Raw genomic sequence first — 17,930 nt, 5'->3', positions numbered from 1 at the left:
GCGATATCTCTCATGCAGCACGTATACTGGCCAGCTTCCCCCAGCAACTGGGTGACAAAGCCGTAGCCGACCACCTCGCCGAACTGGGCGACCTGGCCGTTACGCCTGAAGCCAACATCATCAAGCTGCCGAACATCAGCGCTTCGGTGCCTCAGCTGCAAGCCGCGATCAAAGAGCTGCAAGCGCAGGGTTACAACCTGCCGGACTACCCGGAAACCGTGACCAGCGACGCCGACAAAGACGCCAAGGCGCGTTACGACAAGGTCAAGGGCAGCGCCGTGAACCCGGTTCTGCGTGAAGGCAACTCCGACCGTCGCGCTCCGCTGTCGGTTAAAAACTATGCGCGCAAGCACCCGCACAAAATGGGCGCCTGGGCCAAAGACTCCAAGTCCCACGTCGCTCACATGAGCACCGGCGATTTCTACGGCAGCGAAAAAGCTGCCCTGATCGACGCCGCTGACGCCGTGAAGATCGAGCTGATCGCCAAAGACGGCACCGCGACCGTTCTGAAAGAAAAAACCACCGTTCAGGCTGGCGAGATCCTCGACTGCGCCGTGATGAGCAAAAACGCCCTGCGCGCGTTCATCGCTGCTGAAATCGAAAGCGCCAAGGCCCAAGGCGTGCTGCTGTCTGTTCACCTGAAAGCGACCATGATGAAGGTCTCCGACCCGATCATGTTCGGCCAGATCGTTGCCGAGTTCTATAAAGACGCGCTGACCAAGCACGCAGCCGTGCTGGCCGAGATCGGCTTCAACCTGAACAACGGCATCGGCGATCTGTACGCTCGCATCAAAGCCCTGCCGGCTGAGCAGCAAGCGCAGATCGAAGCCGACATGGCCGCCGTCTACGCCGCTCGTCCGTCGCTGGCGATGGTCAACTCCGACAAAGGCATCACCAACCTGCACGTGCCGAGCGACGTTATCGTCGACGCCTCGATGCCAGCGATGATCCGTGACTCCGGCAAAATGTGGGGCACTGACGGTCAACTGCACGACACCAAGGCTGTGATTCCGGATCGTTGCTACGCGACCATCTACCAAGCCGTGATCGAAGATTGCAAAGCCAATGGCGCTTTCGACCCGACCACCATGGGCAGCGTGCCAAACGTGGGTCTGATGGCGAAGAAAGCCGAAGAGTACGGCTCGCACGACAAGACCTTCCAGATCAAGGCTGACGGCGTGGTTCGCGTGACCGACAGCAAAGGCACCCTGCTGATGGAACAGGCTGTTGAAGCCGGCGACATCTTCCGCATGTGCCAGACCAAAGACGCGCCGATCCAGGACTGGGTCAAACTGGCCGTCAACCGTGCTCGCGCCAGCAGCACGCCAGCGATTTTCTGGCTCGACCCAATGCGCGCTCACGACGGCGTAGTGATCGAGAAAGTTCAGGCGTACCTGAAGGATCACGACACGGCCGGTCTGGACATCCAGATCATGGCGCCGGTTGACGCGATGAAGTTCACCCTGCAGCGCACCCGCGAAGGCAAGGACACCATCTCGGTCACCGGCAACGTCCTGCGCGACTACCTGACTGACCTGTTCCCGATCATGGAACTGGGCACCAGCGCCAAGATGCTGTCGATCGTGCCGCTGATGAACGGCGGTGGCCTGTTCGAAACCGGCGCCGGCGGTTCGGCGCCGAAGCACGTGCAGCAACTGGTTGAAGAGAACTTCCTGCGCTGGGATTCGCTGGGCGAGTTCCTCGCACTGGCAGCGTCCCTTGAGCATCTGGGTGTGAACTACAACAACCCGAAAGCGCTGGTGCTGTCGAAAACTCTGGATCAGGCCACTGGCCAGTTCCTCGACAACAACAAGTCGCCATCGCGCAAAGTCGGCAACATCGACAACCGCGGCAGCCACTTCTACCTGGCGATGTACTGGGCTCAGGCCCTGGCTGCCCAGACTGAAGACGCTGCACTGCAAGCGCAGTTCGCGACCCTGGCCAAGACTCTGACCGAGAACGAAGCAACCATCGTTGCCGAACTCAACGCCGTTCAGGGCAAGCCAGTCGACATCGGCGGTTACTATCACGCCAATGCCGAGCTGATCAGCAAGGCCATGCGCCCAAGCGCAACCCTCAACGCGGCGATTGCTGCGCTGGTTTAAGGTTGTAAAGGGAACATCACAAACCCCGGCCCCGTGCCGGGGTTTGTGTTTCCAGAGTTCACACAAATCCCTTGTAGGAGTGAGCCTGCTCGCGATAGCGGTATACCATTCAACAATTATGGTGACTGACAATGCGCTATCGCGAGCAGGCTCACTCCTACATTGGATTGCATTTCAACCCCAGACTTGAGGAAGGTTTTATGGAATGGCTCCCCCACATCACCGTCGCCACCATCGTCGAGGACAACGGTCGCTTCCTGATGGTTGAAGAACACAAAGCCGGGCGCAATGTGCTCAACCAGCCCGCCGGTCATCTCGACCCGGACGAAACCCTGATCGACGCCGCCATCCGCGAAACCCTTGAAGAAACCGGCTGGGACGTCGAGCCCACAGGCGTCATCGGCATTTACCTCTACACCGCCCCGAGCAACGGCGTGACCTACCAGCGCGTATGTTTCAGCGCCAAAGCCGTCAAACATCACCCGGATTACCAATTGGACGACGGCATCGTCGGCGCCAAGTGGTTGACCCGTGAAGAATTAATGGCTCAACGCGACAACTGGCGCAGTGAGCTGATCATCCGTTGCATCGACGATTATCTGGCCGGGCATCACTTCAGCCTCGAACTGATCCGCCCTTCTCTTTAGCCTTGAGGCCGCGAGCCTGCTAGAATCGCGTCCTTTTTCAAGACACTCATTGAATCCCTATGCGTGATCCAGCCCCTTCTGACACATCCAAGAAGCGCGTCATTGTCGGCATGTCCGGCGGCGTGGACTCTTCCGTTTCCGCTCTCCTCCTGATCGAGCAGGGCTATGAAGTGGAAGGCCTGTTCATGAAGAACTGGGAAGAAGACGACGGAACGGAATACTGCACCGCCATGGACGACTTGGCGGATGCCCAGGCTGTCTGCGACAAAATCGGTATCAAACTGCACACCGCCAACTTCGCTGCGGAATACTGGGACAACGTGTTCGAGCACTTCCTGGCCGAATACAAGGCCGGGCGCACGCCGAACCCGGACATCCTGTGTAACCGCGAGATCAAGTTCAAGGCGTTCCTCGACTACGCCATGATGCTCGGCGCCGACCTGATCGCCACCGGCCACTACGTGCGCCGCCGCGACATCGATGGCCGCACCGAACTGCTCAAAGGCCTCGATCCGAACAAGGATCAGAGCTACTTCCTGCACGCCGTTGGCGGTGAACAGATCGCCAAGACCCTGTTTCCGGTCGGCGAACTGGAAAAGCCGGAAGTCCGTGCAATTGCCGAGAAATATGAGCTGGCGACCGCCAAGAAGAAGGATTCCACCGGGATCTGCTTCATCGGCGAGCGTCGTTTCAGCGACTTCCTCAAGCAATACCTGCCAGCGCAGCCGGGCGAAATCAAAACCACCGAAGGCGAAGTCATCGGCCGTCACCACGGTTTGATGTATCACACCATCGGTCAGCGTCAGGGCCTCGGCATCGGCGGTTTGAAAGACGCCGGCGACGAGCCGTGGTACGTGCTGCGCAAGGATCTCGACACCAACGAGTTGATCGTCGGCCAGGGCAACAACCACCCGTGGCTGTTCTCCGGCGCCCTGCTGGCTTCGGAAATCTATTGGGTCAACCCGATCGACCTGAGCCAGCCGCTGCGCCTGACCGCCAAGGTTCGCTATCGCCAGAGCGACCAGGCGTGCACCCTGGAAAAAACCGCCAATGGCTACCGCGCCGTGTTCGACGAACCGCAACGCGCGGTGACGCCGGGCCAGTCCGTGGTGTTCTATGACGGTGAAATCTGCCTCGGCGGCGGCGTGATCGAAGTGGCCGAGCCGTGGAGAGGCCAGGCATGAGCCCGACTCAGGAGCAACTGACGGCGCTGGGCGGCGTGTTTCTCGCCGCCGTGCTGGTCGACCGCATCGCCAAAAGCGGCCAGACCAGCGAAGCCGGCCTGACGTGCATGCTCGGCAGCCTGTTGGTGCGCGACCCGAAAGACACGCTGGACGTGTATGGCGGCGATGACCTCAATCTGCGCGAAGGCTATCGGGCGTTGATCGGCGCCCTCGAACGCGACCCGAGCACTTTGCAGCGCGAGCCATTGCGTTATGCCCTGTCGATGCTCGGTCTGGAACGCCAACTGGCGAAACGCGGCGACATGCTCGATGTGATCGGCAAACGTCTGCCGCAGATTCAGTCGCAGGTCGAACATTTCGGCCCGGCCCATGAAAACGTGATTGCCGCTTGCGGCGCGCTGTATCAGGACACCCTGAGTACCTTGCGCCAACGGATTCAGGTGCACGGCGACATGCGCAACCTGCAACAACCGAGCAACGCCTCGAAGATTCGCGCCCTGCTGCTCGCCGGTATCCGTTCGGCACGCCTGTGGCGACAGCTTGGCGGCCATCGCTGGCAGTTGGTGATCAGCCGGCGCAAGCTGCTCAAAGAGCTGTATCCATTGATGCGCAGCGAGTAAACGCCGCGCAATAAACACTTTGTAGTCTGTAACGCGTAATACGCCGGTCAGTTGGCAACGGACCGGTGGATTTTTTCATGTATGATACGCGCCCCATTTCGTTGCCCGACTGTCCGAGAACACCCCATGCAGCTTTCTTCGCTCACTGCGGTTTCCCCTGTTGACGGCCGCTACGCCGGCAAAACCCAGGCCCTGCGCCCGATTTTCAGCGAGTACGGTTTGATCCGTGCCCGAGTTCTGGTTGAAGTGCGCTGGCTCCAGCGCCTGGCCGCCCACGCTGGTATCCCAGAAGTGCCAGCCTTCTCCGCCGAGGCCAACGCCGTTCTCAATGAACTGGCTGAAAACTTCTCGCTGGAGCACGCCGAGCGCGTCAAAGAGATCGAGCGCACCACCAACCACGACGTCAAAGCGATCGAATACCTGCTCAAAGAGCAGGCGGCCAAGCTGCCGGAGCTGGCCAATGTCAGCGAGTTCATCCACTTTGCCTGCACCAGCGAAGACATCAACAACCTATCCCACGCCCTGATGCTGCGCGAAGGCCGTGACGACGTGATGCTGCCGCTCATGCGCCAGACCGCCGAAGCCATCCGCGAACTGGCCATCCGTTTCGCTGACGTGCCAATGCTGTCGCGCACCCACGGTCAACCGGCCTCGCCGACCACTCTGGGTAAAGAGCTGGCGAACGTGGTTTACCGTCTCGAGCGTCAGATTGCTCAGGTCGCTGCCGTGCCGCTGCTGGGCAAGATCAACGGCGCTGTCGGCAACTACAACGCGCACCTGTCGGCCTACCCGCAGATCGACTGGGAAGCCAATGCCCGCGCCTTCATCGAAGACGAGCTGGGTCTGGGTTTCAACCCGTACACCACGCAGATCGAACCGCACGATTACATCGCCGAGCTGTTTGACGCGATCGCGCGCTTCAACACCATCCTGATCGACTTCGACCGTGACATCTGGGGCTATATCTCCCTGGGTTACTTCAAGCAGCGCACCATCGCTGGCGAAATCGGTTCGTCGACCATGCCGCACAAGGTCAACCCGATCGACTTCGAAAACTCCGAAGGCAACCTGGGTATCGCCAACGCACTGTTCCAGCACCTGGCGAGCAAACTGCCGATCTCCCGCTGGCAGCGCGACCTGACCGACTCCACCGTACTGCGTAACCTCGGTGTCGGCTTCGCCCACAGCGTGATCGCGTACGAAGCCAGCCTCAAAGGCATCAGCAAACTCGAGCTGAACGCTCAGAAGATTGCCGCTGACCTCGACGCTTGCTGGGAAGTATTGGCTGAGCCGATCCAGACCGTGATGCGCCGCTACAACATCGAAAACCCGTACGAGAAGCTGAAAGAACTGACCCGCGGCAAGGGCATCAGCCCTGAAGCGCTGCAGACTTTCATCGATGGTCTGGACATGCCAGCCGAAGCGAAAGCCGAGCTCAAGCAACTGACCCCGGCCAACTACATCGGCAACGCTGTAGCGCAAGCCAAACGCATCTGATCGACCGTTTGCCCCGTTTGAGACGCCCGGCCGCGCCGGGCGTTTTTATTCCCGTCTGAAAAGTGCTTTTTTTCAATAGGTTACACATGAATCCTGATATTCCTCTGCAACTTCTGGGTGGCATCACCGCACGCGAATTCCTGCGCGACTACTGGCAGAAAAAACCGCTGCTGATCCGCCAGGCAATCCCTGACTTCGAAAGCCCGATCGACGCCGACGAGCTGGCGGGTCTGGCCCTGGAAGAAGAAGTCGAATCGCGTCTGGTGATCGAGCACGGCGAGCGCCCATGGGAATTGCGTCGCGGCCCGTTCGCTGAAGACGAATTCAGCAAATTGCCGGAAAAAGAGTGGACGCTGCTGGTTCAGGCCGTCGATCAGTTCGTGCCGGAAGTCAGCGAACTGCTGGAAAACTTCCGTTTCCTGCCGAGCTGGCGCGTCGACGACGTGATGATCAGCTTCGCCGCCCCGGGTGGCAGCGTCGGCCCGCACTTCGACAACTACGACGTGTTCCTGCTGCAAGGTCACGGCAAGCGCAACTGGAAAATTGGCCAGATGTGCGATTCCGAAAGCCCGCTGCTGCAACACGCGGATCTGCGCATCCTCGCTGAATTCCACGAGACCGAAGAGTGGACGCTGGAACCGGGCGACATGCTCTACCTGCCGCCACGCCTGGCTCACTGCGGTGTCGCGGTCGACAACTGCATGACCTACTCGGTCGGTTTCCGCGCGCCGAGCGCCTCTGAGGTGCTGACCCACTTCACCGACTTCCTCAGCCAGTTCCTCACTGACGAAGAGCGCTACACCGACGCCGACGCGCAGCCGGCCGCTGACCCGCATCAGATTCAACACGATGCGCTGGATCGCCTCAAAGCCCTGCTCGCCGAGCACATGAGCGACGAGCGTCTGCTGCTGACCTGGTTCGGCCAGTACATGACCGAGCCGCGCTACCCGGAACTGGTCAGCGGCCCTGACGACGTCGAGGAAGAAGAATTCCTTAACGCTCTGCAAGACGGCGCCGTGCTGATCCGCAATCCGAGCGCGCGTCTGGCGTGGTCGGAAGTCGATGACGACCTGCTGCTGTTCGCCAGCGGCCAGAGCCGCTACCTGCCGGGCAAACTGCGCGAGCTGCTGAAACTGATCTGCGCCGCCGACGCCCTGCACGCCGACAACCTCGGCGAGTGGCTGAACGACGAAGACGGTGCCGGCCTGCTCTGCGAACTGGTCAAGCAAGGCAGCCTGGGGTTCGCTGATGAATAAGATTCGCGTTCGTGTCGCAGACTGGCAGAAGGACATCGCCGAGATCCGGCGCATTCGTGAAACGGTGTTCATTGCCGAGCAATCGGTGCCACCTGAGTTGGAATGGGACGCGGACGACGCCAGCGCCGTGCATTTCCTGGCGCTTGAAGGCGACTTCCCGATCGGCACTGCGCGCCTGTTGCCTGACGGCCACATCGGCCGCGTGTCGGTGCTGAAAGACTGGCGCGGGATGAAGGTCGGTGATGCGCTGATGCAAGCGGTCATCGCCGAAGCGGAAGCACGCGGCTTGAAAGAGCAGATGCTCAGCGCACAAGTGCAAGCCACGGCGTTCTATGAGCGCCTGGGCTTCAGCCTGGTCAGCGAGGAATTCCTCGAAGCCGGGATTCCGCACGTCGACATGGTCCGCCATTCGGCCTAACCGTTAGCTGAATGAAACCTTGTGGCGAGGGGATTTATCCCCGATGGGCTGCGCAGCAGACCCAAGATTTTGGGGCCGCTTCGCGCCCCATCGGGGATAAATCCCCTCGCCACAAAAGCAGTTCTCGAAACGCCTCGGTATCCAACGATGCCGGGGCGTTTTGTTGTCTACGACTCAAATTGCCCCACCCCAGGCCGACAAACTGCAACAACAGCAAACCTGTAGGAGCTGCCGAAGGCTGCGATCTTTTAAGCTTCAGCACAATAAACGCGGCGTCGTTTTGATATCTTGGGCTGAGGAGCAAGTGCCAGATCCAAAGATCGCAGCCTTCGGCAGCTCCTACAGAAATCTATTCAGCGGAGATAACGGACATGTCCCTACGCACCCTGCTCACCACCCTGCTGCTCGGTTGCAGTTTTTCGGTGATGGCAGCCACAGAAATCGTGCCCCTCAAGTACCACACCAGCGCCGATATGTTGCCGGTGGCGCAGGACTTCATGGGTCAGGACGGCCAGGTCAGCGCCTACGGCAACCAGCTCATCGTCAAAGCCGAGCCGGGCAAGATTCAGGAACTCAAGGATCTGCTGTCACAACTCGACACCGCGCCCAAACGCCTGCTGATCACCGTCGACACCAACGAAAACAATGGCCGTGGCGACGAAGGCTATGCAGTCAACGGCGCCCCGCCCAACCAGACCCGTATCATCAGCCGCAGCACCACCAGCCGTAACGGTGGCATTCAGCAAGTGCAGGCCAGTGAAGGCGCACCGGCGCTGATTCAAGTAGGCCAAAGCGTGCCAATCACCAGCAGCCAGAGCAATTCCTACGGCGATTACAGCAGCCAGACCCAGTATCGCAACGTCACTCAAGGGTTCTACGTCACCGCCAGCGTCACCGGCGACACCGTTCACCTGGCGATCAGTACCAACCGTGACCGCATGAGCCAGGAACGTCCCGATGTAGTGAACGTGCAAAGCACTGACACAACCGTCACCGGCCGCCTCGGCGAGTGGATCACCCTCGCCGGCGTCAACAGCCAGACTCAGGCCGACAAACAGGGCCTGACCCGCAGCTACTCTACTCAAGGCCGGGATGACATGACCTTGCGGGTGAAAGTCGACACCTTGGACTAACTCACCGAAAACTGACTGATTAGTCGTATTAGACGAAAGATGTAGTGCTTGAAAAAAAGCACTACAAAACGTTTGACGAGGCAAAAAAGCAAAGGCATGATGGCCTCGCTCCCGCTAATCAGAGGCCCTGGCAAGGGCCTTCGAAGCGATGTTCGCACCTACCCCGCGAACCGCTTCGTGTCTGTACCGCCCACAAGGTGTGTTTGACGAGGTTGCCGACTGGAACGAAGTTGTCCCGAGGGACGGAAGCGTAATTAGGTAACCCGGCTCCACGCTGTAGACCGTATAGAGGCCCACGACGCCCGAATGCGCCCGCAGTCCGCCACTACCTGCTCACTTCCCCTCGAGCCCATCGTTCATCCCGTCGCCTACCCCGCCGAATCCGACTTGACCCCCTAAGCTTCTGGTCAGCGAGCGCAGGAATTTTCCACCGCAGAACAACTTTTCATAAAAGACGCGACGAGGTTTATCTCCATGGCACTGACACGCGAACAGCAAATTGCAGCCCTCGAAAAAGACTGGGCTGAAAACCCGCGCTGGAAAGGCGTGACACGCGCTTACTCCGCTGCTGACGTCGTCCGCCTGCGTGGCTCGGTTCAACCTGAGCACACTTTTGCAAAACTGGGCGCCGAGAAGCTGTGGAACCTGGTGACCCAGGGCGCCAAGCCGTCCTTCCGTCCTGAGAAAGATTTCGTCAACTGCATGGGCGCCCTGACCGGCGGCCAGGCTGTGCAACAAGTCAAAGCCGGCATCCAGGCGATCTACCTGTCGGGCTGGCAGGTTGCTGCGGACAACAACTCCGCCGAATCGATGTACCCGGACCAGTCGCTGTACCCGGTGGATTCGGTTCCAACCGTGGTCAAGCGCATCAACAACTCGTTCCGTCGTGCTGACCAGATCCAGTGGAAAGCCGGCAAAGGCCCGGGCGACGAAGGCTACATCGACTACTTCGCGCCGATCGTTGCTGACGCTGAAGCCGGTTTCGGTGGCGTGCTGAACGCTTACGAGCTGATGAAAAGCATGATCGAAGCAGGCGCCGCCGGCGTTCACTTCGAAGACCAACTGGCTTCCGTGAAAAAATGCGGTCACATGGGTGGTAAAGTACTGGTTCCAACTCAGGAAGCCGTACAGAAGCTGACCGCTGCGCGTCTGGCTGCTGACGTTGCCGGTACCCCGACCATCATTCTGGCCCGTACCGACGCGAACGCCGCTGACCTGCTGACCTCCGATTGCGACCCGTACGACCAGCCGTTCGTAACTGGCGAGCGCACTCAGGAAGGTTTCTACAAGGTTCGCGCTGGCCTCGATCAAGCCATCGCCCGTGGCCTGGCTTACGCGCCATACGCCGACCTGATCTGGTGCGAAACCGCCAAGCCGGATCTGGACGAGGCTCGTCGCTTCGCCGAAGCGATCAAAAAGGAATACCCGGACCAACTGCTGTCCTACAACTGCTCGCCTTCCTTCAACTGGAAGAAAAACCTGGACGACGCGACCATCGCCAAGTTCCAGCGCGAATTGTCCGCCATGGGTTACAAGCACCAGTTCATCACCCTGGCTGGCATTCACAACATGTGGCACAGCATGTTCAACCTGGCGCACGACTACGCCCGTAACGACATGACTGCTTACGTGAAACTGCAAGAGCAGGAATTCGCTGACGCCGCCAAGGGTTACACCTTTGTGGCTCACCAGCAGGAAGTGGGCACCGGCTACTTCGACGACATGACCACCGTGATCCAAGGTGGCTCGTCTTCGGTAACCGCACTGACCGGTTCGACTGAAGAAGAACAGTTCCACTGATCTCTTCCGCCTGAGCAAACGGCCTCTGCGGATCGGATAGAAAGCTAACCGCAGAGCCGCAAAACTGACGCCCCGACTGGTTCGGGGCGTTTTTTTGTCTGGGATTTGGCGGTCTGCTGAGGTGCTTAAACACAAATCCGCATGCGCGTTTAAATTACACAAACCGTTACGCCATAAAGGCTACAACGCCTTGCGCCGTTACCTACGCGCACCTCAGAATCCGCCGGCATACGCTGCTATGGGTCGGGCTCTATCGTTGCTCTGTCACTGAAAAACAGTGATCGGGTTTGGTAGCCCGTCTGTAATAGATGTATGGCGACACCTTATGCAGCCTCTTTTTTGCGGCTCTGCTTTATATGGTGGTCATGCGGGGGGCTCTTTCGGGAGCGCCGGGTTCCTATTGCAGCCGGTCTACCAACCCGCGTATGGCCGCCACCCTCGTTTGGTAGCGAGAAGTGATGGCTCCTGAAACTGCGATAGGAGCTTCATCCATGTTCAAAGCCACACCGAATCCTCCGGAAACCAATGCAATCCCGTTTGACCCGTCGCTCGAACCTCAAAAGATAAAAGAGGCGAAAGAGCGGGCCATCAATTTCTACCTCAACCCCGATTCACTGAAACTCTCCACCCCTTCCCGCAAAACCAGCAAGATCTTCCTGATCGACCCCGCCGTGGACGAAGAAACCTTACTCGTCGAAGCCTGCGAATCGTTAGCCGCCGCCAACGACATGGCGCGTGAAATTGGCGATGTCGTCGACAACTCACAACGCCGATCCCTGTTGATGCTGCATCAGGTAATCATGCTGAGTGAACTCATGGTCAATCGAGTCTTGGACGGCCGACGCCTGCCGCACTAACAAACTCCCCACAATCCCCCTGTAGGAGCTGCCGAAGGCTGCGATCTTTTGATCTGCATTTGTAAAACCAAGATCAAAAGATCGCAGCCTTCGGCAGCTCCTACAGGGTGTCATTTATCCATCGGAGTTTCAGTTGATGTCCGAAACCACAAACAATCCGCCGGTCACAGACCCGGCGTCACCCTATGAATCACTCAATTCGAAAAAGCTTCATGCGGCGGCTGAGCGCGCGCTCGATCATTATCTTGCGCCTGAGAAAATCATGGCCACACCGTACAGCCCCAGCACGCTGTTTATGGTTAATCCGCAATCTGACACCGAAACTTTGCTGGCTAATGCTTGCGAATCGCTGGCCTCGGCCACGGTGATGCTGGGTGATTTTGCCGGGATGCTGGAAGGGCCGAATCGCAATACGTTGCTGGGGATTGCGCAGGTGGTGATGCTGGGGGAATTGGCGGTGAACAAGGCGCTGGATAATGTTGTGCCGAGTGCGTGAACCGCGACCCTCACCCCAACCTCTCCCAGAGTTATTGGGGACTGACCGAGTTGTCTGGGCGTTATACATCGACCTGAAAAATCCAGTCGATTATGGATTCAAAGCAGCACGTTCAAGTCGGCGTATCTCGCGAGCATCCCCCATTCAGTCCCCTCTCCCTCCGGGAGAGGGCTAGGGTGAGGGGCTTTTCAAGCTGACCGCTGATCGCGCAGGCAGATCTGCTCAACAGCATCCACGTGATCTTCAGTAAACGCCTGTAATAGACCAACATCCTTTCCCCCTCACCCCAGCCCTCTCCCATAAGGAGAGGGAGCCCACCGAGGTGTCTGGCGTTATACATCGACCTGAAAAATCCAGTCGATTCTGGATTCGGCAGAGCATCCGCCCTCCATCCCCCGTCCTTGACACTCCCCCCAACAAACCCCCACCACCTGTGACTACAGTTCACACCCTCTTTGAACCATTTAGGGCTAATGCCCTCCCCTCTAAGCGCTTAGGGTACGGCCCATCGCCGTGTCGTTGCGGCGTTACAGACAATAATAAAGACGTTCATTCGAGGTACGAGCCGATGCGTGATGACAAAGACAAGGCTAACAACGAGCTAGGGAATGGCTTGAAGGGACGGCAGGTCACGATGATTTCGATCGGCGGCGTGATTGGCGCCGGTCTATTTGTGGGTTCGAGTAATGCCATTGCCACCGCTGGCCCTGCGGTGCTGGTGTCGTATGTCTGCGCCGCGATCATTGTGGTGCTGGTCATGCAGATGCTCGGCGAGATGGCGACTGCGCGGCCGGACACCGGGTCGTTTTCTTCCTATGCCGATCAGGCGATTGGTCGCTGGGCCGGATTTTCCATCGGTTGGTTGTACTGGTGGTTTTACGTGTTGGTGATTGCCATTGAAGCAATTGTTGCCGGCAATATTCTGGGCGACTGGCTGGGGATTTCGCATTGGGTGGCGGCGTTCGGCGTCACGTTTGCATTGATCCTGTGTAACAGCCTCAGCGTCGGTTCGTTCGGTACGCTGGAATATTGGTTGTCGCTGTTCAAGGTCGTCTCGATCGTCGGCTTCATCATCCTCGGCGTGCTGGCGATTTTCGGGATTTTGCCGGGCTCTTCGACCAGCGGGATTTCCAATCTCTACGCCAACGGCGGTTTCGCTCCGAACGGCAATGTGGCGATTGTCGCCGGGCTGCTGACAGCGATGTTCAGTTTCCAGGGCAGCGAGGTGGTGACCATTGCCGCCGCTGAATCCAAGGATCCGAAAGCCAATATCAAGAAAGCCATTCGTGCCGTGGTCTGGCGTCTGGGCTTGTTCTATCTCGGCTCGATGTTTGTGGTGGTGTGCCTGATTCCGTGGAACGCCCCGGATCTGGCTCAGGGTTCTTACCAGGCTGTGCTGAGCGCGATGAACATTCCGTGGGCGCCACAGATCATGGGCATTGTTGTGCTGGTGGCGGTCACCAGTTGCCTGAACTCGGCGATCTATACCGCGTCGCGCATGGCCTACTCGCTGGCCCGTCGCGGTGATGCACCGAACGCGGTGTCGCACACCACCCGTCACGGCGTGCCGCTGCTGGCCGTCGCGCTTACATCGGTTGCTGCGCTGACGGCGCTGACCGCCAACTATCTGCTGCCCAAGCAAGTGTTCCAGTTTCTGCTGGCCACCAGCGGCGCATTGGCCTTGCTGATGTACCTGGTGATCGCCGTCACGCAACTGTGCATGCGCCGCAAACTGGTTGCGCAGGGCAAAAAACTCGAAGTGCGCATGTGGATGTTTCCGTATCTGACGATCCTCACGATCGTGTTCATCCTCGGCGTGTTCGCGATCATGGCGACCTTCCCCGGTCAGCGTGCGGAATTGCTCTCGACCCTCGGCCTGACTGCGGTGCTGGTGATCATCGGCGCGTATTTGCAGAAGTCGCAGCCCGAGCTGTCGGCCCGACGCAGTGCAATGGAGCCAGTTGAAACCGCCACCCCGCAAGTATTGGCCTGAACACCGCCCGCCGCTGTGACTGAGCGTCACAGCAAGTGTGCCGGCGACCTGCTTTTTCACGGCTGATCTCCACCCTACTCTGCTTGAAACCCCGGCCAACAACCGGCCGGGGGTTATCAAAACTTACAAAGGAACGCCTCATGAGTATTGCGCCTAAACCCGACGAACTGGCCATCCCCTATCAACTGCCGCAAGTGCCGTACATGGCGCCCGACATGGTGCACCCCGGCGTCCTCGGCCAATGGCTGGAAGACGATCAACTGTGGGTGCCGGTGACCGATTCGGTGTCGTTCAAACCGGTGTTGCTCAGCGTGTCCGGTGGCTACTACATCAACCTGCTGCGCGTGCGTAAAAGCGGTGTGCTCTCGCGCCATCGTCATACCGGCGGCGTGCACGCGATGGTGCTTAAAGGTCGCTGGTACTATCTGGAGCATGACTGGGTCGCCGAGGAAGGTTCGTTCGCGTTCGAGCCACCGGGCGAGACGCACACCCTGTTCGTGCCGGAAGATGTCGAAGAGATGATCACCTGGTTTCACGTGCAGGGCGGTTACACCTACGTTGACCCACAGGGTGTAGCGGTTGGTTACGAAGACGTATTCACCAAACTGGAAACGGCCCGCGCGCATTACAAAAAGCTCGGGCTGCCAGACGATTACATCGAACAGTTCATTCGCTGATCGACGCCGTGGCAGGCGTCGGATCGACACGGGAGGCAAGTCTTGGATAACTACTCGCAGCTGCTGGCGTTTCTTTGGGCCACGGAGCACGGTAACTTTTCAGCGGCCTCTCGCGCCCACGGTCTGACGCCGTCGGCCATCAGCAAGCTGATCTCGCGCCTGGAAGATCGCTTGCAGGTGCGCCTGTTTCAACGCGGCACGCGCAGTTTGTCGCTGACCGAAGAAGGCGCGGCCTATCTGGTCAGCGCCCGTGCGGTGATCAACGCGATGGCCGAAGCCGACTCACTGGCCGAAGCGTTTCCGACGCGGGTCAGTGGCATGCTACGGATTCACACGATGTCGACGTTTGCCAAACACCAGATCATTCCGTGGCTGCCGGAGTTTTTGGCGGCCTACCCCGGGCTGACGATTGATATCCAGATCGGCGCGCAATTTTCCGATCAATTCGATCAAGGGCTGGATCTGGCGATTCACAGCGGCGTGCTGCCGGACTCCACGCGCATCGCCCGCAAGATTGGCCAGAGTCGCTGGATCATCTGCGCCTCCCCGGACTACCTCGCCCGCCACGGAACGCCCGAGCACCCGCAGCAATTGCTCGATCACACCTGTTTCAGCTTCGGCTTCAACAGCGTGTGGAACGACTGGGATTTCCTCATCGATGGCAATCCGACCAGCATCCCGGTGATTCCCAAAGCGACTTTCGCTCAGGGTGATCTGCTGCGCGATCTGGCCCTCAGCGGCGCGGGCATTGTGCGCTTGGCCGAGTTTCATATCGGCCACGACATCCGCGAGGGCCGCTTGATCCCGCTGCTACAGAGCTACAGCCCGGACAGCTTCGAACCGATTTACATGATCTACACCAATCGCAAGCACCTCAGCCCCAGGATCCGCGTGTTCCGCGACTTTCTTGAACAGAAACTCGCGCAGAGTCCGTGGAACACCGAGCGCGGCTGAACGCTCACCTATTAATAAGCACAGAGGCTTCTATGCGTAACCTGATTGGCGATGTCTCCAGCGCCGCGCGCATCCTTCCGGAACTCAATGGCGAAACCCTGTTTATCCGCAACGGCAAGGATGCCTATGTCTATGACGATCAAGGTCGTCGCTACATCGACACGGCGCTTGGCTTTGGCGCGGTGCTGTTGGGGCACGCCAATAATCGCGTCAACGAACAGGTGGCGGCGGCGTTGGCCGATTCTGCCGCGCCATCGTGGGCGCATGTCCGTGAACACGCGGCGGCCTCGGCACTGGCGGCGCACACCGGTGCGCTGAGCAAAGTGATTTTCACCAACTCCGGCAGTGAAGCGGTGCACCTCGCCTGCCGTGCGGCTCGCGCTTATACCGGGCGCGGACGTATCGCGAAAATGGCGGCGGGGTTCGATGGTTGGTTTGATGACGTCAGCTTTGGCAATGTGTCGTCCAGTGAGGCGAATTTTGCTGACGGTCAGCGACCTTCTACGCCGCGCACTACGTTGCTGCGCTTCAATGACTTTGCTGATGTTGAGCGGTTGTTTGCTGAGGACTCGGACATTGCGGCGGTAATTCTTGAGCCGATGCTCGCCAATGCCGGCTGCATCATGCCGGCGCCGGGGTATTTGCTGCATGTGCAGGAAGTCGCGCATCGGCATGGCGCGCTGGTGATCTGCGATGAAGTGTTGATGGGGTTTCGTTTATTCGCCGGGCTCGCGGGTTTGCAGGCGGGGCTGGATCCGGACATCGCCAGTGTCGGCAAGGCGATTGGTAATGGTGTGCCGGTGTCGGCGATTGTCGGCAAGCCGCATATTTTGGCGGGGTTTGAGGAAGGTCGGGTGCTGCGTGGCGGTACGTTCAGCGGCAACCCGATGGCCTGTGCGGCAGTCATCAGCACCTTGGCGCAACTGGATGACGCGGATTATCAGCGTTTGATTGCGCGGGGGGAGGCGCTGCGCGTTTCGGTGGAGGCCTCGTTCAAGGCGCACGGGATGACGGTGAGCACCAGCGGTTACGGCAATGTGTTCGGGATCTGGCCTTCGACGCAGGCGCCGACGAATTATGCCGAGGCGCTGGAATGTGGCGCTGCGGAGTTTAGTAAGGCGCTGCATTTGGCGTTGCGCGAGGCCGGGGTGTTGGTGATGCCTTCGCCTTATGGGCGGGTTTATTTGTCGTTTGCGCATGATGATGAGGTGGTTGAGGAGATGAAGGCTGCTTTTGAGGTCGCGGCTTCGAAGCTGGCTGGGCTGTTTGGCTGAGAGGATTAGAGGGGATAGGCCTGGCGTGCAAGGCGTCGGGTCTGGTGGTGATTGATTTACCGCTTTCGCGAGCATGCTCGCTCCCACAGGGTTCCGGGTTTTGCACAAGACCTCGGGCACAACGAAAATCAATGTAGGAGTGAGCCTGCTCGCGATGGCTTAAAGTCACCCAACATCTTCGGTACAGACACACCACTATCGCGAGCAGGCTCACTCCTACAAGGTTCGTGTCCACGCCACAAATCAGTGTGGGAGCGGGCTTGCTCGCGAAGGCGGTGTGTCAGGCAAAAGATGTGTTGGCTGATCTGGCGCTTTCGCGAGCAGGCTCGCTCCCACAGGGATCCGCGGTGCTGGGACAAAACATTGATCCAGAGCGGTAGCGGCGTAGGAAAAATCGTGTAAAACGGGCGCCGTCGCTACTTGCAGTAACGTGCAAGTAAGACAACTTCCCAATACCTCACCCGTTAAACAGTTACAAAACCGCGCCAAACAATATTGATTATCATTTAGCAGCAACTATGTTCGTTACATTTCAAACAAAACATATTTCCCGCAAAACCGGCTAATGCCCGCAACGCATGGGCTGGCGGGGCTTGGAGGTGCGCTATGTCCTTATTCCAATAAATAATTTCGCTATAGGAATTTTACTTGCCGGGTGTTTAGCCATAAAATCAGCGCGATTGATTGCTGCGACATATCGTCACTGCCTTATTTCTTTATCAAGCTCAGAGACCTTTGCTCTCTGTTAAGGATTACCAGCATGCCCGAAGCGACAGGACTCATGGCCCACCACTGGGGCTTTGCCATTTTCCTTCTGGGTGTCGTCGGCCTGTGTGCCTTCATGCTCGGTGTCTCCAGCCTCCTTGGGTCAAAAGCCTGGGGCCGCAGCAAAAACGAACCGTTCGAGTCGGGCATGCTACCTACCGGTGGCGCCCGCTTGCGGCTCTCAGCCAAATTCTATGTGGTCGCTATGCTCTTCGTGATCTTCGATATCGAAGCCCTCTTTCTCTTTGCATGGT

Annotated in this window: 16 protein-coding genes; all 16 read left to right on the top strand. The window is 58.8% G+C overall.

Annotated elements, in window-relative coordinates; all coding sequences use genetic code 11:
- The coding region (locus ACIOMO_RS27085) for an NADP-dependent isocitrate dehydrogenase (RefSeq protein ID WP_401244547.1) at positions 1-2,105 on the top strand (2,105 nt) is incomplete at its 5' end.
- Between the two features lie 200 nt (positions 2,106-2,305).
- Positions 2,306-2,752 (top strand): NUDIX hydrolase, encoded by a 447-nt coding sequence (locus ACIOMO_RS27080; RefSeq protein ID WP_401244545.1) that lies wholly within the window; start codon positions 2,306-2,308, stop codon positions 2,750-2,752.
- A 59-nt stretch (positions 2,753-2,811) separates the two neighbouring features.
- Positions 2,812-3,936: a tRNA 2-thiouridine(34) synthase MnmA gene (gene mnmA, locus ACIOMO_RS27075; protein WP_401244543.1), complete on the top strand. Its 1,125-nt coding sequence runs from the start codon at positions 2,812-2,814 to the stop codon at positions 3,934-3,936.
- Positions 3,933-4,556, top strand: coding sequence for a high frequency lysogenization protein HflD (gene hflD, locus ACIOMO_RS27070; RefSeq protein WP_053121613.1), 624 nt, complete (start codon positions 3,933-3,935; stop codon positions 4,554-4,556). The genes mnmA and hflD overlap by 4 nt, the downstream gene beginning before the upstream one ends.
- A 126-nt stretch (positions 4,557-4,682) precedes the next feature.
- Entirely contained in the window at positions 4,683-6,053 is a 1,371-nt protein-coding gene (gene purB / locus ACIOMO_RS27065; RefSeq protein WP_159813879.1) for an adenylosuccinate lyase, read from the top strand.
- Between the two features lie 86 nt (positions 6,054-6,139).
- Positions 6,140-7,309 carry a cupin domain-containing protein gene (locus ACIOMO_RS27060; protein WP_053121616.1) on the top strand — a complete coding sequence of 390 codons (1,170 nt, stop codon included), beginning with the start codon at positions 6,140-6,142 and terminating at the stop codon, positions 7,307-7,309.
- Complete coding sequence (locus tag ACIOMO_RS27055) at positions 7,302-7,727, top strand: GNAT family N-acetyltransferase (protein WP_401244541.1); 426 nt, start codon at positions 7,302-7,304, stop codon at positions 7,725-7,727. Before ACIOMO_RS27060 ends, ACIOMO_RS27055 begins: the two co-directional genes overlap by 8 nt.
- A 371-nt stretch (positions 7,728-8,098) precedes the next feature.
- Complete coding sequence (locus tag ACIOMO_RS27050) at positions 8,099-8,860, top strand: secretin N-terminal domain-containing protein (RefSeq protein ID WP_401244539.1); 762 nt, start codon at positions 8,099-8,101, stop codon at positions 8,858-8,860.
- 474 nt (positions 8,861-9,334) lie between these two features.
- Complete coding sequence (aceA, locus tag ACIOMO_RS27045; RefSeq protein ID WP_008032724.1) at positions 9,335-10,660, top strand: isocitrate lyase; 1,326 nt, start codon at positions 9,335-9,337, stop codon at positions 10,658-10,660.
- 491 nt (positions 10,661-11,151) lie between these two features.
- Positions 11,152-11,517, top strand: coding sequence for a DUF6124 family protein (locus ACIOMO_RS27040; RefSeq protein ID WP_401244537.1), 366 nt, complete (start codon positions 11,152-11,154; stop codon positions 11,515-11,517).
- Positions 11,518-11,653: 136 nt separating this feature from the next.
- Positions 11,654-12,013, top strand: coding sequence for a DUF6124 family protein (locus ACIOMO_RS27035; protein WP_053121623.1), 360 nt, complete (start codon positions 11,654-11,656; stop codon positions 12,011-12,013).
- A gap of 568 nt (positions 12,014-12,581) precedes the next feature.
- The gene (locus ACIOMO_RS27030; RefSeq protein ID WP_401244535.1) at positions 12,582-14,006 is read left to right on the top strand and encodes an amino acid permease; all 1,425 of its coding nucleotides are present in this window, start codon (positions 12,582-12,584) and stop codon (positions 14,004-14,006) included.
- Positions 14,007-14,146: 140 nt separating this feature from the next.
- On the top strand, positions 14,147-14,683 hold the full coding sequence (locus ACIOMO_RS27025; RefSeq protein WP_053121625.1) for a 2,4'-dihydroxyacetophenone dioxygenase family protein: 537 nt from the start codon (positions 14,147-14,149) through the stop codon (positions 14,681-14,683).
- A gap of 42 nt (positions 14,684-14,725) precedes the next feature.
- Complete coding sequence (locus tag ACIOMO_RS27020; RefSeq protein WP_400755604.1) at positions 14,726-15,637, top strand: LysR family transcriptional regulator; 912 nt, start codon at positions 14,726-14,728, stop codon at positions 15,635-15,637.
- 32 nt (positions 15,638-15,669) lie between these two features.
- Positions 15,670-16,911: an aspartate aminotransferase family protein gene (locus ACIOMO_RS27015; protein ID WP_401244533.1), complete on the top strand. Its 1,242-nt coding sequence runs from the start codon at positions 15,670-15,672 to the stop codon at positions 16,909-16,911.
- Between the two features lie 760 nt (positions 16,912-17,671).
- Positions 17,672-17,930 (top strand): NADH-quinone oxidoreductase subunit A (ndhC, locus tag ACIOMO_RS27010; protein WP_401244531.1); only part of this gene is annotated, 259 nt, incomplete at its 3' end.

The sequence above is a fragment of the Pseudomonas sp. NPDC087804 genome, from assembly GCF_044742965.1.
Taxonomy (GTDB): domain Bacteria; phylum Pseudomonadota; class Gammaproteobacteria; order Pseudomonadales; family Pseudomonadaceae; genus Aquipseudomonas; species Aquipseudomonas rustica.
The sequence above is the reverse complement of the archived record's forward strand: the minus strand, read 5'-3'. Positions and strand labels throughout refer to the sequence as shown.